The 25681-nt window shown below is 64.2% G+C and carries 28 protein-coding genes; all 28 read right to left on the reverse strand.

Annotated features, from left to right (window positions below):
- Nucleotides 1-5 precede the first annotated feature (5 nt).
- The 28 genes from JFN90_RS14195 to JFN90_RS14330 all read right to left on the reverse strand — a co-directional run bounded on the left by JFN90_RS14195 (nucleotide 6) and on the right by JFN90_RS14330 (nucleotide 25468).
- Nucleotides 6-719 (reverse strand): FliH/SctL family protein, encoded by a 714-nt coding sequence (locus tag JFN90_RS14195; protein WP_199395773.1) that lies wholly within the window; start codon nucleotides 717-719, stop codon nucleotides 6-8.
- Complete coding sequence (fliG, locus tag JFN90_RS14200) at nucleotides 706-1698, reverse strand: flagellar motor switch protein FliG (protein ID WP_199395774.1); 993 nt, start codon at nucleotides 1696-1698, stop codon at nucleotides 706-708. The genes JFN90_RS14195 and fliG overlap by 14 nt, the downstream gene beginning before the upstream one ends.
- Nucleotides 1699-1727: 29 nt before the next feature.
- Nucleotides 1728-3299: a flagellar basal-body MS-ring/collar protein FliF gene (gene fliF, locus JFN90_RS14205; protein WP_199395775.1), complete on the reverse strand. Its 1572-nt coding sequence runs from the start codon at nucleotides 3297-3299 to the stop codon at nucleotides 1728-1730.
- A gap of 17 nt (nucleotides 3300-3316) precedes the next feature.
- On the reverse strand, nucleotides 3317-3631 hold the full coding sequence (gene fliE / locus JFN90_RS14210) for a flagellar hook-basal body complex protein FliE (protein WP_199395776.1): 315 nt from the start codon (nucleotides 3629-3631) through the stop codon (nucleotides 3317-3319).
- A 16-nt stretch (nucleotides 3632-3647) separates the two neighbouring features.
- A complete protein-coding gene (gene flgC, locus JFN90_RS14215; RefSeq protein WP_199395777.1) occupies nucleotides 3648-4085 on the reverse strand; it encodes a flagellar basal body rod protein FlgC in 438 nt (145 codons plus the stop codon).
- Entirely contained in the window at nucleotides 4085-4507 is a 423-nt protein-coding gene (gene flgB, locus JFN90_RS14220; RefSeq protein ID WP_199395778.1) for a flagellar basal body rod protein FlgB, read from the reverse strand. The genes flgC and flgB overlap by 1 nt, the downstream gene beginning before the upstream one ends.
- A 114-nt stretch (nucleotides 4508-4621) precedes the next feature.
- Nucleotides 4622-6709: a tetratricopeptide repeat protein gene (locus JFN90_RS14225; protein WP_199395779.1), complete on the reverse strand. Its 2088-nt coding sequence runs from the start codon at nucleotides 6707-6709 to the stop codon at nucleotides 4622-4624.
- A gap of 175 nt (nucleotides 6710-6884) precedes the next feature.
- A complete protein-coding gene (locus JFN90_RS14230; RefSeq protein ID WP_199395780.1) occupies nucleotides 6885-7889 on the reverse strand; it encodes a response regulator in 1005 nt (334 codons plus the stop codon).
- 11 nt (nucleotides 7890-7900) lie between these two features.
- On the reverse strand, nucleotides 7901-8410 hold the full coding sequence (locus JFN90_RS14235) for a chemotaxis protein CheX (RefSeq protein ID WP_407931929.1): 510 nt from the start codon (nucleotides 8408-8410) through the stop codon (nucleotides 7901-7903).
- Nucleotides 8407-8769 carry a response regulator gene (locus tag JFN90_RS14240; protein WP_199395781.1) on the reverse strand — a complete coding sequence of 121 codons (363 nt, stop codon included), beginning with the start codon at nucleotides 8767-8769 and terminating at the stop codon, nucleotides 8407-8409. The genes JFN90_RS14235 and JFN90_RS14240 overlap by 4 nt, the downstream gene beginning before the upstream one ends.
- 118 nt (nucleotides 8770-8887) lie before the next feature.
- Nucleotides 8888-9925 carry a sensor histidine kinase gene (locus JFN90_RS14245; RefSeq protein ID WP_199395782.1) on the reverse strand — a complete coding sequence of 346 codons (1038 nt, stop codon included), beginning with the start codon at nucleotides 9923-9925 and terminating at the stop codon, nucleotides 8888-8890.
- Between the two features lie 207 nt (nucleotides 9926-10132).
- On the reverse strand, nucleotides 10133-10516 hold the full coding sequence (locus JFN90_RS14250) for a rhodanese-like domain-containing protein (RefSeq protein WP_199395783.1): 384 nt from the start codon (nucleotides 10514-10516) through the stop codon (nucleotides 10133-10135).
- Nucleotides 10517-10542: 26 nt separating this feature from the next.
- Entirely contained in the window at nucleotides 10543-11373 is an 831-nt protein-coding gene (locus JFN90_RS14255; protein ID WP_199395784.1) for an MBL fold metallo-hydrolase, read from the reverse strand.
- Nucleotides 11370-11582, reverse strand: a complete 213-nt coding sequence (locus tag JFN90_RS14260) for a YgaP family membrane protein (protein ID WP_199395785.1) — start codon at nucleotides 11580-11582, stop codon at nucleotides 11370-11372. The genes JFN90_RS14255 and JFN90_RS14260 overlap by 4 nt, the downstream gene beginning before the upstream one ends.
- A 21-nt stretch (nucleotides 11583-11603) precedes the next feature.
- A complete protein-coding gene (locus JFN90_RS14265; RefSeq protein ID WP_199395786.1) occupies nucleotides 11604-12035 on the reverse strand; it encodes a C-GCAxxG-C-C family protein in 432 nt (143 codons plus the stop codon).
- A gap of 20 nt (nucleotides 12036-12055) precedes the next feature.
- Entirely contained in the window at nucleotides 12056-15271 is a 3216-nt protein-coding gene (locus JFN90_RS14270) for an efflux RND transporter permease subunit (RefSeq protein WP_199395787.1), read from the reverse strand.
- Between the two features lie 13 nt (nucleotides 15272-15284).
- Nucleotides 15285-16382 (reverse strand): efflux RND transporter periplasmic adaptor subunit, encoded by a 1098-nt coding sequence (locus tag JFN90_RS14275; protein WP_199395788.1) that lies wholly within the window; start codon nucleotides 16380-16382, stop codon nucleotides 15285-15287.
- The gene (locus JFN90_RS14280; protein WP_199395789.1) at nucleotides 16379-17722 is read right to left on the reverse strand and encodes a TolC family protein; all 1344 of its coding nucleotides are present in this window, start codon (nucleotides 17720-17722) and stop codon (nucleotides 16379-16381) included. The genes JFN90_RS14275 and JFN90_RS14280 overlap by 4 nt, the downstream gene beginning before the upstream one ends.
- 233 nt (nucleotides 17723-17955) lie before the next feature.
- Nucleotides 17956-18849: an ATP-binding protein gene (locus JFN90_RS14285; protein ID WP_199395790.1), complete on the reverse strand. Its 894-nt coding sequence runs from the start codon at nucleotides 18847-18849 to the stop codon at nucleotides 17956-17958.
- 139 nt (nucleotides 18850-18988) lie between these two features.
- On the reverse strand, nucleotides 18989-19726 hold the full coding sequence (locus JFN90_RS14290; RefSeq protein WP_199395791.1) for a class I SAM-dependent methyltransferase: 738 nt from the start codon (nucleotides 19724-19726) through the stop codon (nucleotides 18989-18991).
- Between the two features lie 2 nt (nucleotides 19727-19728).
- Nucleotides 19729-19965: a hypothetical protein gene (locus tag JFN90_RS14295; RefSeq protein WP_199395792.1), complete on the reverse strand. Its 237-nt coding sequence runs from the start codon at nucleotides 19963-19965 to the stop codon at nucleotides 19729-19731.
- 45 nt (nucleotides 19966-20010) lie between these two features.
- Entirely contained in the window at nucleotides 20011-20826 is an 816-nt protein-coding gene (locus tag JFN90_RS14300) for a triphosphoribosyl-dephospho-CoA synthase (RefSeq protein WP_199395793.1), read from the reverse strand.
- Entirely contained in the window at nucleotides 20816-21310 is a 495-nt protein-coding gene (locus tag JFN90_RS14305) for a citrate lyase holo-[acyl-carrier protein] synthase (protein ID WP_199395794.1), read from the reverse strand. Before JFN90_RS14305 ends, JFN90_RS14300 begins: the two co-directional genes overlap by 11 nt.
- Nucleotides 21285-22823 (reverse strand): citrate lyase subunit alpha, encoded by a 1539-nt coding sequence (gene citF, locus JFN90_RS14310; protein ID WP_199395795.1) that lies wholly within the window; start codon nucleotides 22821-22823, stop codon nucleotides 21285-21287. The genes JFN90_RS14305 and citF overlap by 26 nt, the downstream gene beginning before the upstream one ends.
- Nucleotides 22810-23730: an HpcH/HpaI aldolase/citrate lyase family protein gene (locus tag JFN90_RS14315; RefSeq protein ID WP_199395796.1), complete on the reverse strand. Its 921-nt coding sequence runs from the start codon at nucleotides 23728-23730 to the stop codon at nucleotides 22810-22812. The genes citF and JFN90_RS14315 overlap by 14 nt, the downstream gene beginning before the upstream one ends.
- Complete coding sequence (locus JFN90_RS14320) at nucleotides 23730-24206, reverse strand: PPC domain-containing DNA-binding protein (protein WP_199395797.1); 477 nt, start codon at nucleotides 24204-24206, stop codon at nucleotides 23730-23732. The genes JFN90_RS14315 and JFN90_RS14320 overlap by 1 nt, the downstream gene beginning before the upstream one ends.
- A complete protein-coding gene (gene citD / locus JFN90_RS14325) occupies nucleotides 24207-24470 on the reverse strand; it encodes a citrate lyase acyl carrier protein (RefSeq protein WP_199395798.1) in 264 nt (87 codons plus the stop codon).
- Nucleotides 24467-25468 (reverse strand): [citrate (pro-3S)-lyase] ligase, encoded by a 1002-nt coding sequence (locus tag JFN90_RS14330; RefSeq protein WP_199395799.1) that lies wholly within the window; start codon nucleotides 25466-25468, stop codon nucleotides 24467-24469. The genes citD and JFN90_RS14330 overlap by 4 nt, the downstream gene beginning before the upstream one ends.
- Nucleotides 25469-25681 lie beyond the last annotated feature (213 nt).

A 25681-nucleotide genomic window follows, 5' to 3' on the forward strand; every position in this document is an offset into this window, starting at 1 on the left:
CCAGATCAATCCCCACGTTCTTCTTCCTCCCGCCGCGCGTTCTTCTCCTCGGAGAGCCGGCGCATGATCTCCTCGAGCTGGGCGTCGAGACCGGCGTCGATGTTGCCGCGCACCGTCTCCACCAGGCAGCTCGCCGGACCCAGCGCGGGGTCCTCGCGTAGCGTGATCTTCTTGCGGTCCCGGGTGAGCGCCTGGAACTGCGGCGAGTACGCCACCACCTGGTACTCCTCGAGGTTCAACCGCACCACGATCTCGCCTTCGTCCGCGGCCAGCTCCACCGCTCCGTGCACCAGCCCCGCGATGAGGCCCGGGTCCAGGGAGAGCTCGCGCAGCATCACCTTGCGGGCGATCAGCACCGAGAGCTTCAGGAGGTCCTCCTCCGCGTCGTGCATGAGCTGGGCGCGCAAGGCCCCCGTTGACAAGAGCCCCTGGGCCAGCGCCTCGCTCACCTTGGCCAGATCCTCCTCGGCCTGCTGCCTCCCCTTCTTGATCCCCTCGGCATGGGCCTGCTGGATCCTTCTCAGCGCCTCATCCTCGGCGATCATGGCGGGAGCGACCTCGGGCTCCTCTTCTTCCTCGACCGGAGCGGGTTCCTCCCCCCCCAACTGGATGGGACGGAACACCTCCTGCCCGGTCGGGGGAACCAGCACGTCTCCCAGCGGCTCCAAGGTGTAGGCCGCGGAGGCGATCCCCTTCCTGATGATCTTAAACGAGGACATCTTCCGCCCCGCGTCCCGCGATGACCACCTTCCCTTCCTCCTCCATCTTCCGGACGATCTTGATGATCTCGCTCTGCGCCTTCTCCACGTCGGAGAGACGTACCGGCCCCATGACCTCCAGGTCCTCCTTGATCATCTCGGCCGCGCGGCTGGAGATGTTGCGGAAGATCTTGTCCTTGACCTCGTCCACCGAGGTCTTCATGGCTAGGGTCAGGGTGTCGTTGGAGACCTCGCGCATGATGGACTGGATGGCGCGGTCGTCCAGCTTGAAGATGTCCTCGAAGGTGAACAGGTGCTTCCTGATCACCTCGGCCAGCGGCGGGTTCATGGTGTCGAGCTTGTCCAGGATCTTCTTCTCGCGGCTGCGGTCGAGGTGCGCGAACATGTCCACCACCTTCTCCACGCCGCCGACCTTGAAGCGCTGCACCCCGCCCAGGGCGGTCAATTCCACCCGAATCACCTCGTCGATCTCGGCCAGGATCTCCGGCGAGACCTGGTCCACCTCCGCGATGCGGATCACCACCTCGGCCTGCAGCTCCTGCGGCAAGAGGGCGATAATCTCGCTGGTCTGCTTCGGCTTCAGCTTGGCCAGCACCACCGCGATGGTCTGCGGGTGCTCCTGGGAAAAGAAGTTGGCGATGGTGCGGGGGTCCATGGTGGAGAGGATGTCGGCCATGTCGCCGATACCCGAGGTGCGGATCTCCTGCAAGAGGGTCTCGGCACGCAGCGGACCCAGCGCCTTCTCCAGGATCTTTTTGACGAACTCCTCCCCTTGGGAGAAAAAGCCGGTTTCCGGGTTGGTGATGTCGGTGAACTCCTCCACCACCGAGGCGATCTCCTCGCGCGGGACGTGGCCGAGCTTGGACATGCTCTGGCTGATCCGCTTGATATCGCCGTCGTCCATATGCCCGAATACCTTGGCGGTCGCCTCGGGGCCCAGGTACAAAAGGAGTATGGCGGCCTTTTCGGCTCCGGTCATGCTGCACCTCTAAAGGTCATGGTTTTCATCTATTCCTTGCGCGACAGCCAGTTCTGCAGGATCTGGGCGGCCTGGTAGGGGTCCTGCTTCACCTTCTCCACCAGCTCGATCTGGGTCACCCGCATCTTCTCCTGGGCCATCCGCTGCATCTCGAGCATGTGGGCGTTCTCGGCCTCATCCTGCACCGGCATGAACGAGGTGGCCGGCTTCTCGCTCTTCAGCATCTTCAACAGCGGCCGGAGCACGAACAGGATCAGGGCCAGGAAGCCAAGCCCGATCAGGCCGTTCTTGATCAGGGTCTGCACGATGGGGGCGTCGTACCACTTGGGCGCCTCGCTGCCGGTCTCGCCGGTCTCCTGGAACGGGATGTTGGCCACGGTGACCTGGTCGCCGCGCTCGGCGTTGAAGCCGACGGCACTCTTCACCAGCGCCTCGATCTTCTGCATCTCGTCCGGGGTGCGGGGCTGGTACTTGGGCTGCGCACCCGGCTTCGCCCCCACCGGGAGGTCGTACTTGCCGTCCACCAGGACCGCCACCGACACCTTGGAGAGCGCCCCCACCGGCTCGATGATGCGGGCGGTGGAGCGGCTCACCTCGTAGTTCAGGGTTTCATCGGTTTTCGAGCCGCCGCCACTCTGGCCGGGAGCTGCGCCGGGGGCACGGCCGAGGTTGGTCTGCGCGCCGGGAACGCCGGAGGCGCTGGTCGTGGTGCCCCCCTTCTCCTCGCTTCTCTGCTCGCTTCTCACCGCGGCGGACTCGGGGTCGTAGCGCTCCTCGTACTTCTCGACCTGCTTGAAGTCGAAGTTGGCGGTGACCCGCGCCACGCACTTGCCGGAGCCGACCACGCGGTCCAAGAGCGTCTGCAGCTTGTCCTCCTGGGTCTTCTCGAAGTTGCGCTGGGTCTCCTGGCGCGAGCCGGTGAGCTTGCTGGCCGGGTCGGAGGTGGTGCTGCCGGAGAGCATCTTGCCCCGGCTGTCCAGGACGGTGACCTGCTCCGGGTCCATCCCCTCGATGGACGAGGCGACCAGGTGCACGATCCCCTGCACCTCGGCCTCCCGCAGCAACCGGTTCGATTTCATCTTGAGCACGACCGAGGCGGTGGCCGGCTTCTCGGAGTCCTTGAACAGGGTCTTCTCGGGTATGGCCAGGTGCACCCGGGCCGACTCGACCCCGGCGATCTGGGAGATGGTACGCGACAGCTCGCCCTGCAAGGCGCGCTGATAGTTCAGCTTCTGCACGAACTCGGTCATGCCGAAGTTCTTGCGGTCGAAGATCTCGTAGCCGACGCCGCCCCCCTGGGGGAGACCGTCGCTGGCCATGGAGAGCCTCAGGTCGTACACCTTGTCCGAAGGCACCAGGATCGCCTTGCCGTCGGCGGCGATCTGGTAGGGGACCTTCTGCTCTTTCAATTTTTTGACAATCTCGCCGGCGTCGTCGCTGTTCAGGTTGGCGAACAGCGGACGGTAGTCGGTCTTGTTCGCCACGGTGATCAGCGCGGCGAAGGCGAGCAGCGACGCGACCGCCACCCCCGCAACGACCATCCGCTTCCCGGTCGACATGGCGAGAAAAGGTTCCAGCAGTTTTTTAAGCCCTTCCGGCATGGTATCCCCTTACCCTTTTAAACCGGCATCCTCATGATCTCCTGGTACGCCTCGACCGCCTTGTTGCGCACCTGGGTCAGCATCTGGAAGGAGATACTCGCCTTTTCCACCGCGAGCATCACCTCGTGCAGCCCCTTGCTCTCGCCGGTGGCGAGCCCCTGGATGGAGCGGTCGGCGACGCCCTGCTGCTCGTTCACCTTGGAGACCATTTCCTCCAGAAACTTGCCGAAACCGACAGTGGGGTTGCCCTGCGCCCCCTGGATCCCCTGCGTCTCCTGGGTGGGAAAAGCCTGGGAGAGTCCGCCTACCTTGGTAAGTGCCGATATTTCCATCTATTGCCTCCGTTACCTAGCGCAGCAGGTCAAGCGTCTTCAACGCCATGCTCTTGGCTGCCTGGGTCGCCGTAATGTTCGCCTCATAGCTGCGGCTGGCCGTGATCATGTCGGCCATCTCCTCCACCACGTTGACGTTGGGGTAGGCCACGTAGCCGTTAGGGTCCGCGTCGGGGTGCCCCGGCTCGTACTGCAGCCTGGGTGGCCTCTGGTCTTCGTTGATCTGGGTCACCTGGACACTCCTGGCATCGTTGGCGCGGGAGAGCGCGGCCCCGAAGGAGTTCCCTTCCTTGACCGGGGTGGCCGTGAACACCGCGTCCTTGCGCCGGTACGGTCCCCCCTCCGCGGTCCTGGTGGAGTTGACGTTGGCCAGGTTGGAGGAGATCAGGTTCATGCGGGTGCGCTCGGCGGCGAGGGCCGAGGCGCTGATGTCCATGGAAGTGAAAAAGTCCATTATAAGGTACCCCTTATGGCCTGCTTCAGTTCCTCGAACTTCTTGCTGAGGATCTGCACGCTGGCGTTGTACATGATCTGGTTCTCGGCCAGGCGCCCCATCTCGGTCTCCATCTCCACGCCGTTGCCGTCGGGGGCCATGTTGCGGGAATTCACCTCGACCACGTCACCCTGCACCTTCTCCAGGGAGGCCGCTGAGCCACCCTTGAGCGGGATGTGGCGCGGGTTGGTCACCGAACCGGCGTTGGGACCCTGCTTCAGGGCGCTCTTCAGCTGCCCCTCGAAGGAGAGGTCGGTGCTGGTGTAGCCCGGCGTCTCCACGTTGGCCAGGTTGGCCGAGATCATGGTCTGCCGCTTCGCCCTAAGGTCCAGGGTCTTGCCCAGAAGTTCAACGCTGGTCCCGAATAATCCTTGTACTGGCATCTCTTCCTCCTTGGTCGCCAAGCTGCAACAGCAAAAGGCGTACCACCCACGGCTGGCTCCTGTTTTCGGCAGGTTACACCGCCGAGCCACGGCCGGGTCATCTTTTTGACAGCGTCAAGGGAGCTGTCCCGCAATCTTCATGCGCCAGTTCAGGTCGCTGACCGCCTCGGCGGCGAGCTTGCCCCAGGTGCCGCCCAGGCCGGCGGCCTTGTCCCAGCTCGCCTTGGCCTGGCGCACCTCGCCCAGCTGCAGCTGCAGCTCCCCGGTCTTGTACAGGAACTGGCCGCTCATCTCGCCGGAGGCTACGCTCCCCCCCACCTGGCAGGCCGCCAGAGCCCGCTGGTAATCGTGACCGGCGGCGAGGGCCGTGGCCAGGGTGAAGTAACCGTCCGGGAGGAACGGATCATCCCGCTTGGCCGCCGCGGTGAACCGGGACAGGCTGCGCACCGCGCCACCGTGGTCCTTGGCCGCCGTTAGCGCCTTGCCCAGGTAGTATTCGCTCTCCGGCAGCTGCGCCTGGGCACCCTTGGCGCCCAGAAAGGCAAGCTGCGCCGCTGCTCCGGGGAGGTCGCCCCGCTCGAAGGCCAGTCGCCCCAACTGCTCGCGCACCCGCCCCAGGTGCGGATCGCGGGGGAAGCGGGCCAGGAAGTCGCGCGCGGTCGCCTCGGCCAGCGGCACGTTGCCGAAGGCGACGGCATCGTCCACCATGCGGGCCACGAGGAAGGGGGCGCTGCCTGCGGCCCAGTTCTTCTGCTGCAGGTAGCCGAAGAGCTCCAGCTCCTTAGCTGTGGCGCCGGTCTTCTCGAAGGCCTGGGCAATCCTCTCGGCGAAGCCGGGATCGCCGAAGCAGCGGGCCAGGTACTCCCGGTTGTCGAGAGCGAGTTGTACCAGCCCCTGGTCGTTGCCGGAGGCGGCCAGATCCTGGTACACCGGGAAGAGGATCTCCTCCCGCATCTTCTTGATGATGGTGCTGAAGATGCCGCGCGGGTAGCGCCGGTCATAGGTGACTACGGTCTCCAGGGCCTCCTTTGGGGAGGCGTACAGCGAGAGGAGCAGCGTCATCTTGAAGAGCGCCTCGTCGCGCGAGGCGGGATCGCCCGGTTCCTGGTAGATGGCCCGGTACTTGGCCAGCAGTTCCTGGTAGCGGTCGCGGGAGAGGGTGAAAAGGTCGCGGTCGGCGAGCTTCAGGCGCGCCCTGCCGGCGGCGGCGCTCCCGGGGGAGTAGACCACCACGCTGCGGTACATGGCCAGCGCCGCCTCCTTCTGCCCGTTGCGCTCGATGAGGTCGGCCAGGCGGTTCAGGAGTTCGGCCTGGTAGGGGGTGCCCAGGTAGCGGTCCATGAGGCGCAGCAGCATGGCGCGCGCGGCGGGGAAGTTGCCGGTCCGAGACAGCGCGTCGGAGTAGGGCTGCAGCAGTTCCGGTGCCTGCTCCAGGTACTGGGGCCAGAGCCCCTCCCCCTGTCTGAAGTAGGAGACCGCGTCCTGGTGCCGTCCCAGCCGCTCCAGCGCCTCGCCGAGCCGGTAGCAGGCGAGCGCCTTGGGGCCAGTGGCCTTGTTGGTGAACATGGAGAAGACGTTGACCGCCTCCTCGGCCCGGTCCCGGTACAAGAGGCTTTCCCCCTGCTGGAACAGGAGCGCCTCCCCCTCGGGAAGGAGCCCCTTGAGGACCTTGCCGTCGGTGGGGGCGAAGGGGACCCCGCCGGGATCGGCGTCGAAATCGCGCACGAAACGCTCGGTGCCGGAGAGAATCGGCTCCCGCCCGGGGGCGATGTCGACCCGCACCGCCCGCTTCAACCCGGGACCGATGTCCAGCGACAGCACACTCGGGTTGGCACAGGAGACCACCTGGACACCGGCGTCCGCCACGCGCATCGGGATGGAGACGTTGAGCGCGCCGCGCAGTTGTGACGTGGTGACACCGGCGACCTGCTTGTCGTTCAAGGCACGCAGTTTCTTGAAGCTGGGGGAATCGGCGTCGCGCACCTCGAGCCTGACCCGCCCGGGAAGGGCCCGGAGCGTGTAGTCGGGGGGGGACTGGAAAAAGAGGTTGACCCTGGTGTACCCCTGGTGGGGGTGCACCGCGATGCGCAACAGGCGGTTTTCCTGCTGCGCCAGGACGCTTTGCGGCTGGGCGCAGGCGAGCAGTATCGTGACGAGCCCCAGGAGAAGACCGGGGGCGGGTATGCGCAGCGTAAAGGTCATGGGGGAGTGCAAGGCAAAAGGCATGCCGTAGGGGCGCGCGCCGGCATCGTCGCGCCAACCTGTCGTAACTGCGGGGTTTTACCAGCGAGGATTTTTTTCATGGCGCCGGCAGCGCGCCTGAGGCGGCCGGCCAGTCAAAAAAACGAAGCCCGGGGATGTTTTTTTGACTCGCCTGTCAGTGGTGCAGGATCTGCTCCAGCTTTTCGGCGAGTTCGTGCGGGGCGTAGGGGGGCATGACAACCCCCTTCACCCCCGCCTTGAGCGCCTTCAGCACCGCAGTGCGGGTCCACTCGGGGGCTGAGAGCAGAACTGCCCCGCCGCTACGGTCCACCATCGGGACCACCCGCTTGCAGATGGCCAGGTCGCGGTCGGAGGTCTGCTTCAGGAAGATGAATGCGGCACGGACCTCGCCCTGGGCGAAGAGCCCCGGGAGGTCGGCACCCAAGGGGGCGTCGATCAGGTTGAGGCCGCTGTCGGCCAGCCCCAGCACCAGCTCCTGGCGCCCCTGGTCGTCGCCCAGCACCAGGATGGAGGGGAGCGGACCGGCGCTTTCCTCGGCGGCCGCCTCGACCTCGGGCTCAGCCTCGACCGCAGCCTCCTCCGGCTGCGGGTCGAAGAGGTTGGCCAGGGGATGGGGGATCAGGATGTCCACCATGTTCATCTCGTGCCCCTCGATCTGCAGGGGGGCACGGTACATCAGGTACTCGCCGTCCGGGAACGGGAGCTCATCGCTGAGCGGGTCGGTGCCGGGAACGTACTTCTGCGGCGGGAGGAGCTTCAGATGCACCTTGTCCGGCAGGTTGGGCTGGAACACCGAGTTGAAGGAGCCGATGATCTGGTTGGCGATCTCGCCGAAGGCGTCCACGTCGTCCGGTTCCTGGATGGAAAGCCGGCGCTTCTCCTGTATCCTCGGCCCCGGGATCCCCAAAAGGATGGAGCTCATGACGATGGTGTCGCCCAGCGAGAAGAGGAGGTAGAAGAAGCCGGGATACGCCTCCCGCGACTCCACACCCACCACGTAGATGGGATTATCCTCGTCCCCCAGGTAGCTCGTGCGGTTGGTGTTGAGGACGTCGGAGGCGGCCACGGACATGCTCTGGCCCAGGAGCATGCTGCTCTCCTCCCCGGCCTGCTTCATGGCGGCGTCCAGCATGGATTGTAGTTTTTCGAATGCAGCCATTACCGTACCGCCTAGACTTCCTTCTTGAGTTTCAACCCGACCAGGAAGCGGTCACCCTCGTTGGTGAAGGGGATGATGACGCAATCGCTGTCGGCCATGGAGTTGACCGTGTAATCCTCACCGGAGATGACCGTGGGGATGGAGAGGTTGATGTCCAGCCCCCCCTTGGAGAGGATCTGCTTCACGTAGCCGCCGAGCATGTTGGCGATCTCGCCCAACGCGTCGTTAACGTCCTCGCCCACCTCCTCCACGTCCATCCCCAGCATGTTGGAGGTGATCCGCAAGGCCAGGTGCTGCGGGCAGTGGATGGAAAGGATGCCGGTATAGGTCCCCGCCAGGCCGACCATGCCGGTGACCGAGCAGTGGAAAGAGGTGACCGGCTCCTTGAGGGGATAGCTGTCCTCCAGGGCCATCATCACCATGGTTTCGAACACCTCCTTGGTGGCGTTGATGACATAGGTCGCCAGATCCGCCTCCTGAAGGTGTGTCGCGGCTGCGATATCCTGGTTCAGGGACATCATAAAAGTCCTCCGAGCTTCTCGTTCAACTGGTCGGGCGTGAACGGTTTCTTGATGCTGTCGCTGGCGCCGTTGTTGATCGCCTCCTTGAGGATGTCCTCCCCCCCCTCGGTGGTGATCATCACGATCGGGGTGTTGACCCCTTTGCCCCGGACGCACTTGATGAACTCCAGTCCGTCCATGTTGGGCATGTTTATGTCGGAGAGGATCAAGTCGATGGTTTTCCCCTCCATGGCGGAGAGGGCCTCGATACCGTCGCCGGCCTCGTAGATGTCGTCGATGGCGAGCCCCGCCTGGCGCAGGCTGCGGGAAATGATCTTTCTCATGGTCGAGGAATCGTCCACTATCAATACGTTGCCCATGCTGTTCTCCTCCTTGGCTGTTTATCTGTGCGCGCCCGGGGCGGCTTATTCTTCTTGTGACGGAGTAGCCCGATGACTGCCTAATCGGCGCAGGATGACGGGAACTTTAACCCTTAAATCAGGATGTGAAGCTGCACCGTTCGCTGTGCAGCGGCAAAAGGACCGAGAAGCAGCTCCCTTTGCCGGCGCTGCTCTCGACGCGGATGCTGCCGCCGTGCGCCTCGACTATCGCCTTGCTGATGGTGAGCCCGAGCCCGGTCCCCTTGAACCCCTGGGCCCCCGAGGCTCGAAAGTACTTGTTGAAGATGCGCGGCAGCTCGCTCTCGGGGATCCCTATGCCGGTATCGCTGACCCGGACCAGCAGGCAGTCCCCCTCGATGGTGCTGGTGACGCTGATGGTGCCGCGCCTGGGGGTGAACTTGACCGCGTTGCCGATCAGGTTGGCGAAGACCCGGGTAATCTGCTTTTCGTCCAGCTCCAGTGGCGGAAGGCCGTCGCAGAGCTCGCTCAGGAAGTAGGAGCCGTGCACCGCGGCCTCCTGCTCGCCGTCGCGGCAGCACCCCTCCAGGAGGGCGTGGGCGTCGCAGGGCTGACGGTCGATCTGCAAAAGCCCCGCCTCCAGGCGGTAGGCGTCCAGGACGTCGTCGATCATGGAGAGCATCTTGACCGCGCTCTTGTCCATCTCCTTCACGAAGGGATGTAGCGAGGGGTCCATCTTTGAGGGCATCTCCCCCATGAGCGCCTGCATGTATCCCATGATCACGGTAAGCGGCGACTTGAGGTCGTGGGTCATCATGGCCACGAACTCCTCGCGCTGGCGTTTTTCCTTCTTGTCGTGGCTGATGTCGCGCAGCTGGTAGAGTTCCCCTTCCGGCGCGGACCCGCCCAAGGGCGCGGAGCGGACCTGGATCACCGCCCCGTCGATGCTGACCTCCACCGGCTCGTCCTGCGCGTTCTCGCTGAGCACGCGATAGATAGGTGTGCGAAGCGGCAGCATGTCCACCCGCTTCCCGAGGACCTTGGCACGCTCGACGTGCAGGATGTCCTCGGCCCTGCGGTTGATGAAGAGCACCTTGCCGCCGGCGTCGAGGTAGACCGCTCCGCAATCCACTTCCTCCAGCAGGCGCGCCGCCAGGTTTTCACGTTCCTCCTGCATGACACCTCCAGCTTCAAAGCCCTGTTTTTGCTTATCGGAACCCTTGTGCATAGCTTGAGCCAAAAGAACTGCAAAAGTTTACCAGAGGGAGAGAGGATGGGAATTGTGGGAGTGATGGGATTTATGGGAATAAGGGAAAACCGGAAGTTGGGGAAGGGGGCTGGGGCTCCCTCCCCCGGAGGGGGAGGGATGGGGAGGGGGAAGGCGCTAGCGACCCATCTGCAGCGGCAGGCCGTTCTTGTACCAGCCGACGATGCCGTCGGTCATGTTGTAAATCTCGCGGTACCCCTTGGTAGCGAGGAAGCTGGCTGCGGTGGAGGAGCGGGCGCCCACGGCGCAGTACACCAGCACCGGCCGGTCGCGGGGAACCTCCTGCACGCGTCGGTTCAATTCCCCCAGCGGGATCAACTGCGCCCCCTTCAGGTGCGCCTGGCGATACTCGTCCGGGGTGCGCACATCCAGCAGCACCATCTTGGCGTTCTTGGCCAATAGCGCCTGCGCCTGCCTCGAGGTGACGTTGGCGGGCTCGACGGCCTGGGAAAGGGAAGCTGTCAGCAGCAAAACGGAAAACAGTACGGCGATGAATCTCATGAATAAACCTCTCTTTGCGATATGAACTAGTCTACTTCCAGTACGTATCCCACCTGCATCGGCTTGAATCCGCCTGGAAAAGCGGTAGCGAGCCGCGCGGCGGCATGAAAACCAGTGCAATGGCCGGGACAGATCTTCTTCAGCCCGTAGCGCTTCAGCGCTTTGATGGTGGCGTCAATCTGGGGCTGCGAAGAGAAGGCGAGATGGCACCCTCCCACCACCCCGTAGACCTGTTCCACCCCGGTCCGCTCCCGCGCCAACTCCAGGGTGTTCACGACGCCGGCGTGGCAGCATCCCAAAAGCAGCAAAAGCCCCTTCTCGGTCACGATGACCAGGGATTGGTCGTCGGTGACCTGGTCCCTCTGGCAGCCGGCTTCGTCGCAGAACAGCCCGGCATCCCCTTCCTCGTAGCTGGTAGCCCGCGGCACCTCGCCGGTGAGAAACACGCCGGGCATCACCTCGCGGAAGGCGTCGCTGTAGGAAAAGCTCGCCCCGAGCCCGGTCAGAAAATCCTCGGAATACGGGATGCCGACCGAGCGGGTGCTCCCCTCGCGGAGCACGTAGCGCCGGGTGAAGACCCCGGGGTGCGCCAGTATCCGCTTGGGACCCGCCGCCTGCAAAAGCGGCCAGAGCCCACCGGCATGGTCGTAATGGCCATGGGAGAGCACCACTTGGTCCACGCTTTTCAGGTCCACGTTCATGCGTTGGGCGTTGTGCAAAAGCGTGTGCCCGCCACCGGTGTCGAAAAGGAGCGGCTGGTCCCCAGCCTGTACCAAGGCGGCGAAGCCGTGCTCCCCGAGCGTTCCGGAAATCGCCCCGGCGGTGTTGTCGCAGAGGACCCGGATGCGGCAGATCATTTGCGGCACTCTGCCGGCGGCAGCTTGGGCACGCCCAGCTTGTCCAGGATGGTCATCATCGGGCACCAGTTGGTGAAGCCGGACTGGAGCAGGTTCAAGCCGATGAAGGCGGTGAACCAGAGCCAGTTCGGATTGTGAAAGTGGGCCAGCGCCAGGGAGATCAGGGTGAAGGTGCCGGCGATAAGCCTCAACAGTCTGTCGATGTACATGCGAACCTCCCGTTTATCCAGTTACTTCGTTTGCTGCAGCAGTTCGGCGACTTTGCCCGCCGTATTGGCGGTGAACTCGACGCAGCGCTTTTTGCCGTCAGCGGTGAGCGCCTTGCAGCAGGTGACGCGGTACTGGTCCTTGAACCAGTGGTGCAGCTCTTTGGTCAGCGCGGCGGCCGCCTTACGGTCCTTAACCACGAGGCCGATGGCCATGGTGCCGCCGGCCACCGCGCCGCAGATGCAGCCGGCGCCAGAGCCTCCGCCGAAACCGGAGGCCAAGTGCACCAGTTCGTCTCCCGCCTCGGGCAGGAATTCGTTTTTCACCGCCGCGAGCACCGCCTCGGCGCAGTGCATCTTGCCGGAGCGGTAGAACCCTTCCGCCTCGTTGGCAACCTTCTCGGCTACCGATTCCCCATTCACTTTTTCAGCGACATTTTTTCGCAACCAGAACACTGAATCCTCCTAAAGGCAGGTTAAGGCGCTACCTCAACCGGTTTTCTATGTTTTTCCTTCCACGACTGCACCATGAAATACAGGATCGGGATGGTGATCCTGGAAAGCGTGGTGGAGGCGATTTCGCCGCACATCATGGCCAGCGCGAGCCCCTGGAAGATCGGGTCGAACAGGATAACGAAACTCCCGACGACGACCGCCGCCGCCGTGAGCAGCATGGGGCGGAAACGGACCGCACCCGCGTCGATGATCGCCTCGTCCAGCGCCATCCCCTCCCGGCGCCGCAGTTCGGCGAAGTCGATGAGGATGATGGAGTTCCTTACGATGATCCCAGCCAAGGCGATGAAGCCTATCATACTGGTCGCCGTGAAGAAAGCCCCCATGATGGCGTGACCCGGCAGGATGCCGATCAGGGTGAGCGGGATGGGCGCCATGATCACCAGCGGCGTGGTGAAGTCGCGGAACCAGGCCACCACCAGCACGTAGATGAGCACCATGACCGCCGCGAAGGCGGCACCCAAGTCGCGGAACACCTCGTAGGTGATGTGCCATTCGCCGTCCCACTTGATGCCGGGGCGCTCCTCGCTCCAGGGCTGGGAGGCGGCGCGCTGCTCGATGTGGTACCCCCCCGGAAGCGGGATGTTATCGATATCCTTGCGCATCTTCAGGATGGCGTAGACCGGCGCCTCGATCTTGCCGGCGACGTCGCCGATGACGTAGACCACGCTCTTCATGTTCTTGCGATAAAGCGATTTCTCTTCCACGCCGCGCACCACGCGCACGAGCTCGGAGAGCGGCACGTTCCCCTTGCTCCCGGCGACGTAGATGGACGAGAGGGAGGAGACGTCGCTTCGGGAACCGACCGGCAGGCGCAGGTTGATCCGGATCGGCTCCTTCTCCTGCGGCACGTGCATGAGCCCGACATCGGTCCCGCCCACGGCAAGCTTCAAGGTCTGCACCACCTGGGCCGCGTCCACGCCGGAGAGCGCGGCCTTCTCGCGATCTACCTCAAAGCGCAAGGTGGGCTGATCGTCCTCCTGGTACCAGTCGACATCGACCACACCCGCCGTGTTTTTGAAGATGTCGCGTATCTTCCTGGCGATGTCCACGCGGCTTTGCTGGTCCGGGCCGTAGACCTCGGCCACCAGGGTAGAGAGGACCGGCGGTCCCGGCGGGATCTCGGCCACCTTGAGGCGCGCGCCGTAGCGGTCGGTGATCGCCTTCAGCGTGGGACGGATCCGTTTGGCGATGTCGTGCGACTGGCTGCTTCTTTCGTCCTTGCCCTCCAGGTTGACCTGGATCTCGGCGACACTCGGCCCCTGGCGCAGGTAATAGTGGCGCACCAACCCATTGAAGTTGAAGGGGGAACTGGTGCCGACGTAACTCTGGAAATCGGTCACCTCGGGCACCTTCCTGAGCGCGTCGCCAAGCTCCGCCACCATGCGCGCGTTCTCCTCGAGCGTCGTCCCCTCCGGCGCGTCCACGATCAACTGCAGCTCGCTCTTGTTGTCGAAGGGAAGCATCTTGACCGTGACGGCCTTGAAGTAGATCAGCGAGCAGGACAGGATCAGCAGGATGACCACCATGGCCAGGAAGCCGTGGCGCACCTTGGCGTCGTGCAACAGTCGCCCCATCATGCGCCGGTAGAACCGGGTCATCCACGTTTCTTCGGGAGCGGCCTCGCTGCCGTAGTGCGACTCCCCCTTCATGAAGCGGTAGGCGAAGTAGGGGGTGACGATCAGCGCGATCAGGAGCGAGAACACCATGGCCATAGAGGCGCCCACCGGAATCGGGCGCATGTACGGGCCCATGAGCCCGCCCACGAACCCCATCGGGAGAATGGAGGCGATCACCGCCAGGGTGGCCAGCATGGTCGGGTTACCGATCTCATCCACCGCCCGGACCGCCGCCTCCAGCGGCTTGAAGGTGGTCGTGGTGAAGTAGCGGTGGATGTTCTCCACCACCACGATGGCGTCGTCCACCAGGATGCCGATGGAGAAGATCAGCGCGAATAGCGTGATCCGGTTCAGCGTGTAGCCGATCCGGTTGAAGATGAACATGGTGAGCGCGAGCGTCACCGGGATCGCGATGGCCGCCACCGCGCCGGCGCGCCACCCCATGAAGACGGCGATCAGGATGGTGACCGAGATCGCGGCCAGGAACATGTGGAACAACAGCTCGTCGTTCTTGTCCTTGGCCGTTTCGCCGTAGTTCCTGGTGACGGTGACCTGCATCTCCGAGGGGATCAGCTTCCCCTTCTGGAACTCGACCCGCTTCAGGAGGTCTTCGGCCACCCAGGTGGCGTTGGCCCCCTTCCTTTTGGCGATGGCGATGGTCACCGCCGGATAGTCGGCGGCGCCACCTTTCAGGTTTTTTTGGGCCGCTGCCGGGCCGAGGCCGAAGAAGACGAAGTCCTTGGGCTCCTGCACCCCGTCGGTCACCGTGGCGACGTCAGAGAGGTAGACCGGGCGGCCGTCCTTGACACTGACCACCAGGCGGCCGGCATCGGAGGGATCCGCGATGAAGCCCCCCGCTTCCAGGGTGTATTCGCGGTTGCCCGAGGCGAAGGTGCCGGCACGTTGCGACACATTGGCCTTCTCCAGTGCGCTCATAACGGCGAGCGGGGTCAGTCCGTAGGAAGAGAGCCGGGCCGGGTCGAGCTGCACCTTGAGCTCGCGCGACAGCCCCCCCTTGATCTCCGAGTGGGCGACGTTATCCACCTTCTGCAGGTCGTCGCACAGTTCGCGCGCCACGCGGCGCAGCGCGTTGTGGTCGTAGCGGTCCGACCAGAGGGTGAGCGAGAGGATCGGGACGTCGTCGATGGACTTCGAGACCACCAGCGGTTCGCCGGCGCCGGGAGGGAGGAGGTTGCGGTTGCTCATCACCTTGTTGTAGAGCTTGACCAGGGAGTCTTCCATGCTCTCGCCGACCAGGAAGCGGACCGTGATGATGCCCATCCCCTGGCGGCTGGCGGAGTAGATGTACTCGACGCCGTTGATCTCCCAGATCTTCTTCTCGAAGGTGGTCACCACCCGCTCCTCGACCTCTTTCGGGGAAGAGCCGGGCATGGGGAGGTAGATGTCCACCATGGGGACATTGATCTGCGGCTCCTCCTCGCGCGGCGTCGCGATGACCGAGTAGAGCCCGATCAAGAGCGAAGCCACCACGATGAGCGGCGTCAGCTTGGAATCTATGAAAGCGCGGGCAATCTTCCCCGCGAAGCCGAGGTTGTTCATGAAGTTCTCCGACCTACTGCACCTTGGCGCCATCTACCATCTTGTCGAGGCCTGCCGTGACTACTTTTTCGCCGGGGGCGAGGCCGGAGAGGATCTCCACGCGTCCGCCCTGTGCCCGTCCGGGCTTGACCAGGCGCAGGCGGGCGAGCCCCTCGGGGGACACCACCCACACCGAGGTTAGCGAGGAACGCTGCACCACCGCCGTTTCCGGGACCGCGACCCCCTTGCGGGAGCCGGTCTTGAAGAAGGCCTTGCCGTAACTGCCGGAACGAAGCCCCTTGGAGGGGAGATCGACCTTTACGGTGAAGGTGCGGGTGGCGGGATCCACCACCGGGACCACCTCGGCGACGCGACCGGTCGCCGGCGCCCCCTCTACCGCGATACCGATCTGGTCACCCGCCTTCACCTTACCCAGAAGCATCTCGGGGGCGGCCACTTCCAGGCGGAAACCTTCATCCCCTTCGACGGTCAGAAGCGGCGTCCCCGGGAAGACGGTCTGCCCCGCCTCGACCTGCTTGGCGACCACCACGCCGGAGATGGGAGAAGTCACCCTGCCGTACCCGGCTACCGCGCCAGCGGCCTTGGCACCGTGCCGGGCCTGGGCCAGGCGCGCCTCGGCCCTTGCCACCCCCTGCGCCGCCACCTCCTGCTCTGTCTTCCGGGTGTCGTACTCCTGGCGGGTCACCGCCTGCTCGGCAAAGAGACGGGAGTACCGGTCGAAGGTAACGTCGGCCAACTTCTTCTGCGCCTGCGCCTCGGAGAGGGCGCGCGCCGCCTCCTCGACACCGGACGCCGCGCCGGCCGCAGCGGCACCGCTTTCAACGGCCTCGATGGCGACGAGCAGCGTACCCCGGCCGACCCGGTCCCCTTCGCGCACAAAGACCCGGCTCACGCTGCCGGGAATCCGGGCCGCGATTTGGGCGCTGTTGCGCGCCCGCACCGTGCCGACCGCCTCCTGGACGTCAGGAAGATCCTCCGCCGCAAGGGTCTGCACCGTGGCGCCCTTAACCACCGGCGGCGGAGCCGGAGCGACGCTGTGCCCCTCCTTCTTGCCGCAGCCGAAGGCGCTCGCTATCACTAGGGCAATCAATGCCGCCCGATATGGTCTCATTGCAGAACCTCCTTAACAAACACGCCAGTGCGGAAGTAGATCTCTCCGGTAGCGGCGTGGAAGCCGTTGTCGACCTCCACCAAGTTGGCGCGGGCCTGGGTGAGCGCGGTCTCCGCGTCCATCACCTCGACCAGGGATGACAGCCCGTTGCCGAAACGCAGCGTCACCAGGCGCCGACTTTCCTCGGCATCCCGCACTGCGGACTGCGCGCTTTCCAATTTCAGGCGCGCCTCCTGGCGGCGCAGCACGCTCTCGGTCACCTGCAGCGCCACTTCCCTGCGCTCGTTTTCCAGCACTTCCGCCGCGCTCTGGCGCACAAGCTCCGCCTTCTCCTTGTCATGGGAGCGCTTGCCGCCATCGAAGAGGTCCCAGCGCAGGTTGACACCGACGGTCCAGGAATCCTTGTCAGTCCCCAAGGGGATGTCCCGATCGTTGATCTGGTAGCTCCCCCGCGCATACAGGGTGGGAAGATAGGCGTTTTTCGCCTGCCTGACCGCCAGTTCGCCGCGCTGCTCCGAATTCTCAGCCAGCTTCAGATCCGGGCGATTCTGCCGCGCCAGGGCAATCAGTTGTTCCAGCTCTTGCGCGGGCTCCGCCAGCTTGGGGAGTTCCGCCACATCAAGAGGCTCTCCCTGCGCTCCGCCGACCACCAAGTTGAGCCTGAGCCGGGCGAGCAGCAGGTCGTTTTTCGCCGAGATCACGCGTTGGTCCGCCTGGGCGACCGAGGTCGCGGTGCGCAGCCGGTCCGACTTGAGACCGATGCCGTCCTTCTCGCGCACCGCCGCCAGGCGATCGTGCTCCCGCGCATTCAGAAGCGCCTGGTCGGCCACCTCGCGATAGGCCAGCGCCTTGCGGACGCCCAGGTAGGCCAGATAGACGCGGAAGGCGATCTCCTCGCGTTTCGCCTCCTCGGAGAACGCTGCAGCCTCCGAACCTTTCCCCGCCAGGGCCACGCCGGTGGAGATACCGAAATCGATCAACGGCTGCTCCAGCGTCACCGCAGTCTTGAAATCGCCGCGGGGCGAAGGGTTGTTCAGGGTGTCGGCGGCGAAGTCCTTCCCCGGGTTGATGCGCCCCTCGTCCAGCTTCATCATGAAGACCGCGCTGGGCGTGTTGGAGAGGACGGCGCCGCTATCCAGCGCCACGCGGGGAAGGTAACGACTCCGGCTGGACGCCACATCATGCTCCGCCGCACCGCGCTCCAGCGAGGCCGCCTTGAGAAGGTGGTTACTTTGCAGGGCGCGCTTGACCGCCTCAGGCAGCGTGACCACCTCGCCAAAAGCAGGCGCCGCAAAGGATGCGGCGAGCAGAGCGATGAGCGGTAGCAATCTGTGATTCACCCGGAAACCTCCTTGCCGGTACAGTCAGAATATCGCATCGAGATATATTCGAATTCTTATATATATTCAGATGTGACAATTGTCAAGGTAATAACGGTATAAGCATCGGTGTCATGCACCTTTTCGGAAAGCTAGAAGTTTAACACTTAGAGGCGACGGGTTCCGCCGCACATGAAAAAAAAAGCGCGCCCCCGAGGGAGCGCGCCATGTTTGGTACGAGCCGTTTTACGCGATCAGGCGCCGGCCTGATTGAGCAGGTAGCGCCCGACCCAGTGCCGGGAGAACTGCATCGCGGTGCGGCCACAGCGCTTGGTCTTGTCGTGCGACCACTGGATCGCGTCGAGTTCCAGTTCTTTGCTCCAGGGGATGGTCACCTTGCGGGCCTTCGCCTCGCGCTCCACGCACTGGCGGACAGCGTCGAGATAGCGATCCTGGGTGAAGACGTGGAAGGCGACCCAGAGGCCGAAGCGGTCGGAGAGGGAAACCTTCTCCTCCATCGCCTCGCTCTCCTGCAGTTCGCCGTTGACGTACTTGCCGCCCAAAAGGTCGGTGTTGTACTGCGGCAGCAGGTGGCGACGGTTGGAGGTGACGTAGATGAGCACGTTCTCCGGCGCAGAGTAGACCGAGCCGTCCAGGGCGCTCTTCAGCATCTTGTAGGAGAGTTCGCCGATCTCGAAGGTGAGGTCGTCGCACAAAAGGATGAAACGGTAGGGCTGGTCCTCGACGGCGCTGAAGATCTCGGAGAGGTAAATGAGGTCTTCCTTCTCCACCTGGATGACGCGCAGCCCCTCGGGGGCATACTCGTTCAAAAGCGCCTTCACCATAGAGGACTTGCCGGTGCCGCGCGAACCCCAAAGGAGCGCGTTGTTGGCCGGGAGCCCTTTCAGGAACTGGCGGGTGTTGAACACCATGATTTCTTTCTGCTTCTCGCAACCCAGGAGGTCGTCGAGCCTGGTCTGGTCGGTGACCTTGACCGCCTCCAGGTATCCCGAAAAGGAATGACGACGCCAGTTGGCGGCGGGGCAGGTGGCCCAGTTGACGGCCTTGACCGCCTTGGGAAGCAACATTTCGACTGAGCTGAGCACGCGCTCGAGCTGGGCTACGACCTCCGGTTTCAGATTCAGCATGTACTTTTCCGTCCCTTGTGTGGTGGGCTCCGAACCGGCAGTTTGTTCTGATGAAACAACCATGCCTAAGTAACCCCCGGTAATTTATTTAAATCTGTATACGTTATCAGCAAGCCCGCTGTCAAATTAAAACAATGTGTCAATTGCCGCCGTGTCGGTTCTCGCACAAGGCCCAGGCCGTTGCTCCCGGGATGAGGATGCCGGCGCGCGCCAGCGAGATCATCACGGCATTGTCCCATTCCAGGAGCTTGCCGACCAGCATCGCGAGGAGTCGCCCACCACGCCAGCGTCCGCGATCCCTCACCCGGCCCCAATGGTAGAGTCTGGATGACAGGAACCTCGGGATCAGCAATGAGCCGAACAGGTACCCGGAGCTCACAACGACCAACCCTGCGCTCCAAGCGAGCTGTTCCACCTGCTTCAGTCGATAGCGACGGTAGTGACCGCGAAACCAGTCATGACCGCTGTAGAGCGCCTCGAAGGCGGGGACAGTAACCAGGACACGCCCCTTGGGAGCCACGTGCTGCCGTACCACCCGCTTCAGATAGCCCCGGTCATCCTGCACCCGTTCCAGCACGTCCACGATCAGGGTGAGGTCGTATCTGTTCCTAGCCGGGGGAAGCTCCCGTCCGTAGCTGATCCCCGGGTCGGGCTCCTCGTTCAACCGCGTCTCGGGGAGGTCCGGGTCGACCGCGGCTACCTCCTTGCTCTGCAGCCCCCCGAAGATGGTGCGGCAAAGATAGCCGTCGCCGCAGCCCACCCCGAGCACCTTTACCCCCTCGTGCAGCGTGTTTCCCAGCAGGGCTGCCAGCGCCCCGGCCCGCGCCCTCTCCCATGGATGCCGGGGGGAGCGCCCTTCCCTTTTGCTAGCGTCCATGGCTAGTACCTCATTTCACAGGCGAGACCTGCGCTGGCCGCGGAAATCAGCGCGCGAAAGGACAGCCGCTTGATGATGGAGTTGCTATCTTTCTTTTCGCTTTTAGGGTGGTCGAGATGGTTGTAGTGCAGTAGGCGAGGCAGTAGGAAACCGGAAAAGAGGCTGATCGCCGCGGGTGCGGCGCTGCAGAGGAAGAAGAGGAGGGCGATGACGCTATGGGGCACGCTGTAATGAGCCATAGGCGAAATTAAATATCATTAACTTGTCATTGTCAAACGGCGGCGCTACTGCCGGGGGGGCTCCAGTTCGCCGGTGTGGCTAAGCCATGCAAAGGAGAGGGCCAACAGGTCGGCGACTCCCCCCATGGTGAGATTGCGGCTCACGTAGTGCTCGTTGCGCTGGGCCAGAAAACTCATGAAGTCGTCGCGTTGCTCGACCAACTGCTCCAGCGCCCGGCCATCCTCCCGAACGGTGCGTAGCCCTTCCCTGCCGCAGCGGTGCAGAGCGGTCGTGTCTTCGACAGTGGCCATCAGCCGTCCCAGCATGGCGTACGCCGCGCTGCCCCTGTTGCCCGCCGCCAGCTCGCAACGGAAAGCGGGGAGCGCTTCCCGAAACAGCGCTGGGAGCCCGTCCAGGGCCTCCCCCCTGATGCCGCGGGCGCCGTAGTTGTCGCAGGCGCGGCTGCCGTTACTGTCATCCTGCCCGGCCACCTCGAAAAGCCGGGCGGCGACGTCCGCGACGGCTGCGCTGAGCGCCGCCTCCCCTGCCCTATGCGACCGGGCGGCCGCAGCTAGCAAAAGACCGCTCAAGAAGATGTACCCCTTGTGGCAGTTGGTGCCGGCGCGCTCCAGCATCGCCTGCTCGGCCTCGATTCCCAAACGCACCTGGGCCGTGAGTTCCTCACCTCGCACCAGCGAATCGGCCAGGCGGCGGAGGTAACCGGAGACTACTGCCAGGGATGCTTCCATGCGGCTGATGGAGAGGTCGTGGTGGGAGCCGGCATCGTTCAGGTCGACGAGCCCGGGCTTGGGGGTCAGGTAGAGTTCCAGAAAGGCGCCGCGCACCAGGTTGTCGGCCAGCCGCCTCAGTTCAGATCGCATCGATCACCGCCCGCGCCTTGAGCACCAGTTCCTCGGTGCTGTGGCGCTTGGCATGGATGCAGGCGAGAGCGGGCTCGCGGCAGATCAGGCAACTGCGGGGGGCGATGTCGAGTTCGGCGCGACCGACCTGGCGGCCGGCATGGTCATAGACGTCGAGGTCGAGGAGTCGCCCGGCCGGGTGCCTGGCCTCCAGCGCCATCCCCAGCCGTTTCACCTGGGTGACTTGGAGCCGGGTACGGTACAGCGCGAAGGGTCCGAGGGCATCGGCGCCCGAGAAGGCAGGCGTCACCTTCATGGCGGAGACGAGTTCCTTTTCGCCCCAGGCGAAGAGGCGCTCCGCATGCGGCCCGGTCTTCGCCGCCCCCGGCAGGTTCAGCGACAACATCACCGTGGCTGGGAACGGGGTCGGGAACAGCCCGTCCACAAGCTCCTGGCGGGCATCCCGCGCTGCGAGGATGCTATTCCTTAACGCGTCTGACGACATCGATAATGCTCCCGTCCCGATACTCGATCACCGCCACCACCTCGTCCTCGAATTCCAGGGGGCGCGGCGTCCCGGTGACCCGACATATCTCACGCTGCAATTCCCCGATCTCCTTGACCGGGAGCTTCCTCCTGATCAGCTCTTCCTTGAGTTCGGCGTGCTTCTCGTTCACCGCGATACCGCGCTCGGTGACCACCACGCCGATGGTTTCGCCGGGGGTAGTGATGGTGGTGACCCGGTCCCTGACGATGGGGAGCCGCCCGCGGATGGAGGGGGCGACGATGATGGAGAGCTTGGCGCCGGCCGCGGTGTCGGAGTGCCCGCCGGTGTTGTGCAAGAGGTAGCCGTTGGACTCGGTGTTCACGTTGACGTTGAAGGAGGTGTCGACCTCGGTGGCGCCGAGGATGACGCAGTCGAGCCGGTTCACCACCGCCCCCGCGTTGAAGGGGTTCGCGTACATGTCGGCGCTGATCTCCTGGTGGGCGCGGTTCCTCCCGATGGACTGTACCGCCTCCTGGTCGAAGCACTGCACATCCATGAGCGCCGAGAAGAGCCCCTCCTCCAGCATCTCCACGAAGTAGCCGGTGATGCCGCCGCAACCGAAGCTCCCCTTGATGGAGCCCTTGCGCATGGCGTTACGCACCTTTTCGGCCACGGCCAAAGAGATGCCGCCCGAGCCGGTCTGGAAGGAGAAGCCGTCCCGCAACAGCCCCGCCGCCTCGATCACCTGCGCCGCATAGCTCGCGATCTGCAGTCCGACCGGATCGGTGGTGACGCGGGTGGTGGTGGAGACGATTTTGGCCGGGTCGCCGAGCCGATCCACGACCACCACGTAGTCCACCAGGGTCTGCGGGATGCTGACCGGGACCACCGGGAACGGGACCAGGTTGTCGGTGACGGCGACGACGCGGGAGGCGTAGGTGGCGTCGATCTGGGCGTAGCCCAGGCTGCCGCAGGCCGAGGGGCCGTAGTAGCCGTTCATGTTGCCGTACTCGTCGCAGCACGGCGCCGCGATGAAGGCGACGTCGATGGGCACGCTCCCCTCGATCACCGAGCGGGCGCGGCCGCCGTGGGTGCGCACCACGATGGGGCAGGAGATCTCGCCCTTGGTGGCCATCTCCCCGATCAGGCCGTTCACGCCGCACTGGAAGCCGGCGATGACGCCGCTCTTGATGTGCGGGATGATCTCGGCGTGCACCGGGTGCACCGAGGAGGAGGCTATCCAGATCCCCCTGAGGCCAAGATCCGCGATCTCGGCCACGATCCGGTTCAGCAGGAAGTCACCGTTGCGCAAGGAGTGGTGCGTGGCGATGGTCATGCCGTCTTTGAGCCCGCTCGCCTCGATAGCCTCCCGAAGCGACGAGAGGAGCTTCTTCTCACCCGGGTTCACCCGCTTCAGGGGACGGGCCGCCACGGTGCCTACCGGCCGGATGGCGAAAGGGTCGCCGTAAGGGATGAGCGGTTTTCCCGCGTAGCTTTCCGGGATCTCCCGTCCCAGGCTATTGAGCGCCATGTATCGCCTCCTCGTCAATCAAGGTGTCCACCATGCCGTGGGCGTAGGCGGTGCGCAGCACGCGGGCGGCGCGCTTCACCACCGGGGCGTCCACCATCTTGCCGCCCAGCGCGATAACGCCGGTACCCAACTGGCGCGCCCGCTGGATCGCTTCGATGACCTGCAGGGCGTACTCGACCTCGTGCTGCTTGGGGGCGAAGACGTCGTGCACCACCTCGATCTGGCGCGGGTTGACCAGGCACTTGCCGGTGTAGCCGAGCCTTTTCGCCAGCTCGGTTTCGTTGCGGAGCCCCTCCATGTCGGAGACGTCGGCGAAGATGGTATCTACCGCCTGGATTCCCTTGGCCTTGGCGGCCCAAAGCACGCGGGTCCGGGCGTTGAAGAGTTCCTCGCCGCCGCGGCTTCTCTCGATTTCCATACTGGCGGTGTAGTCCTCGGCGCCGAAGGCGAGCGCGAAGATGCGCTCGGAACTATTGGCGATGCCGACCGCGTTGATGACCCCGAGCGCGCTCTCCAGCGAGGGGAGGATGCCGAATCGGCCGATCTCCACCTCGAGTTCCTCCTCGAACTCGGTCAAGAGCGTGTCCAGCCGCTCCACGATCTCCGGGGTGTCCGCCTTTGGGAGCCGAATGCCGTCGGGCATGGCCGGGAGCACCACCTTCAGGTCCTCGTAGCCCCACTTGGTGTCGAGCGGGTTGATGCGGACCAGGAGTTCCTTGTTGCGGTCGGTGTAGTTCAGCAGGAAGTGCCGTACCAGATGGCGCGCCGCGTCCTTCTCGGAGAGGGGGACCGCGTCCTCGAGGTCGATGATGACGGAATCGCAGTTGAAGATGGGGATGTTTTGCAGCATGGAGGGCATGTTGCCCGGAACGTAGAGCAGGGAGCGTCGCAGCTTGAAGCCGGCCATCAGGGCGCCTCCTCGTCGATGTAGATGGTGGGGATCCCCCCGACCTTGGAAACGTGGCGTTCGACGCCGGAGACGTCGAGTTCGGTGAGGATGATCTCGCAGGTGGCGAAGACCTCGGCCTCGTAGAGATGCCCCCCCACCACTTCGCCCGATGATTTGGACATCATGATGTGGAAGTGGCAGTCCAGCAGGTCGTCCTCGCCGGGGACGATGTTCCCCTGCAGCCCCAGAAGTTCGCAGGGCCCCTCGATGTCGTGGATGGTGACCCGCGGCGGGGTGATGGGAAGCTTGGCGCCGGTCTTGATCCCCCTCAGGCGCACGTTCTTCACGCTGCCGAGCGCCGAGACGATCATGGCGTAGCGCACGTCGGTCAGGTGGGCGAATTGCAAAAGCCGGGTGGTGAGACTTTCACCCGGCGTGATCTTGATGATGAAGCGCCTGCCGTTACTGCACTCCTTGTACCAGAGACCTTCCATTTACCCCTCCGTCCCCCGCATGATCGCCGTCTCCAGGCGTGCCTCGATGGCGTAGTCGAGCGCGCCACGGTCGGTGATACGCACCTCGCCCGCGTCGATGCCGTGCTTTTGCAGCATCTCGTCCACCTTGGCCCGGATCAGCGCCCCGAACTGCTTCAGTACCGTCGACTCTATGGTCACGTTCAGCGTCTCGGCCGGCTCCAGGAACACCATCAGGTCGCTGGACTGCATGGTCCCTGCCTGCGCCTTCTTCACGATCTTCATTTAGCTCCTCCCTTGTCCCAGATCTTGATTCCCTCGCTTGAGAGAAGGAAGTCCAGGGTGCTGACCGGCACCAGCTCCGCGATCCCCTCCAGTTCGCCGCGCAGCAGCATGTCACGTATGCGCGAGGCGGAGATCGGCTGCTGGTCCGCGTTCTTTCTCTCTGTTTCCCGCACCTCGATCCCCAGCGGCGGGAGGATGCGGTGCATGGCCTCGTTATAGGCGGCGGTGGTGCCGCACAGGGGCTCGCTCCCGACGAAACGGGACTTAACGTGGAAGTGCGGCGCGATCCGCTGCGCGAAAAGCAGGAGGTCGAGTTCCATCTGGATGGCCCCGCCGGGGTCCCCGTCTTTCAGGAAATAGGTGGGGAAGGTGATGCTGGAGACGGCGTACCACGAGGTATCGATCACGGTGACGTTGGGGAGATCGGCGGTGCCGTCCTGGGCCATGCGCATGCGGGCGACGAAGGGAAACAGGGAACGCTCCTCGCGCACCACGAACAGGAAGAGCTGGTCCACTGCGGCCGCGGCCTGTTCCACCAGATGGCGGTGCCCCAGGGTGAACGGGTTGCAGTTGGCGACGATGGCGCCGTTGTTGCCGGGGCGGATGAGGCGGGTGTACCGGGTGAGGTAGCGCTTGAGGCCGTCGCCGTACTCGAGGAGGGCGGTCTTGCCGGAAGCGGCCAGAAGGTTGAAATTGAGGGTCTCGAAGTTGGGCGCCAGTGCGGGCGAGGTGAATATGAAAAAAGAGTCGACCCCCTCCTGGTAGCCGCGTCCGACCAGTTCGGTCACCACCTCGTCCAGTAGTGTCCCGCCCTGGTGCGAGGGGGCCACCGCGAGCATCTTCAGGGTGCGCCCCTGCCTCGCGCCGACAGCGACCAGGCGCCCGGCCGCGAAGATGCCGACCAGATCGTCATAGGGTGTCTCGAACTGCAGGCCGGTTGCTTCGAGTAGCGCCCGGGCCTGTGTGAGATCGTCAGTGGAGAGCAGTGAAGTAACCATTGGCAAAGACTAGCACTAAACAGTTGTAAACGTAACCGCGTATACCAAATTTTCCGCAGTCCGCTGTGTGCTGGAAACGATGCTGAAAACCCGCTAGAGCCGCGGAAGATGACAGTTTTGTCATTCAAAAAAAGCTATGACTCACCACGGACGTTGTGATATGTTGTCAAATTGTCCGTTCCTGCCAATCGTGGCAGCATCCAATTGAAAAAA

Origin of the sequence: Geomonas propionica (genome assembly GCF_016458235.1) — a bacterium.
Taxonomy (GTDB): domain Bacteria; phylum Desulfobacterota; class Desulfuromonadia; order Geobacterales; family Geobacteraceae; genus Geomonas; species Geomonas propionica.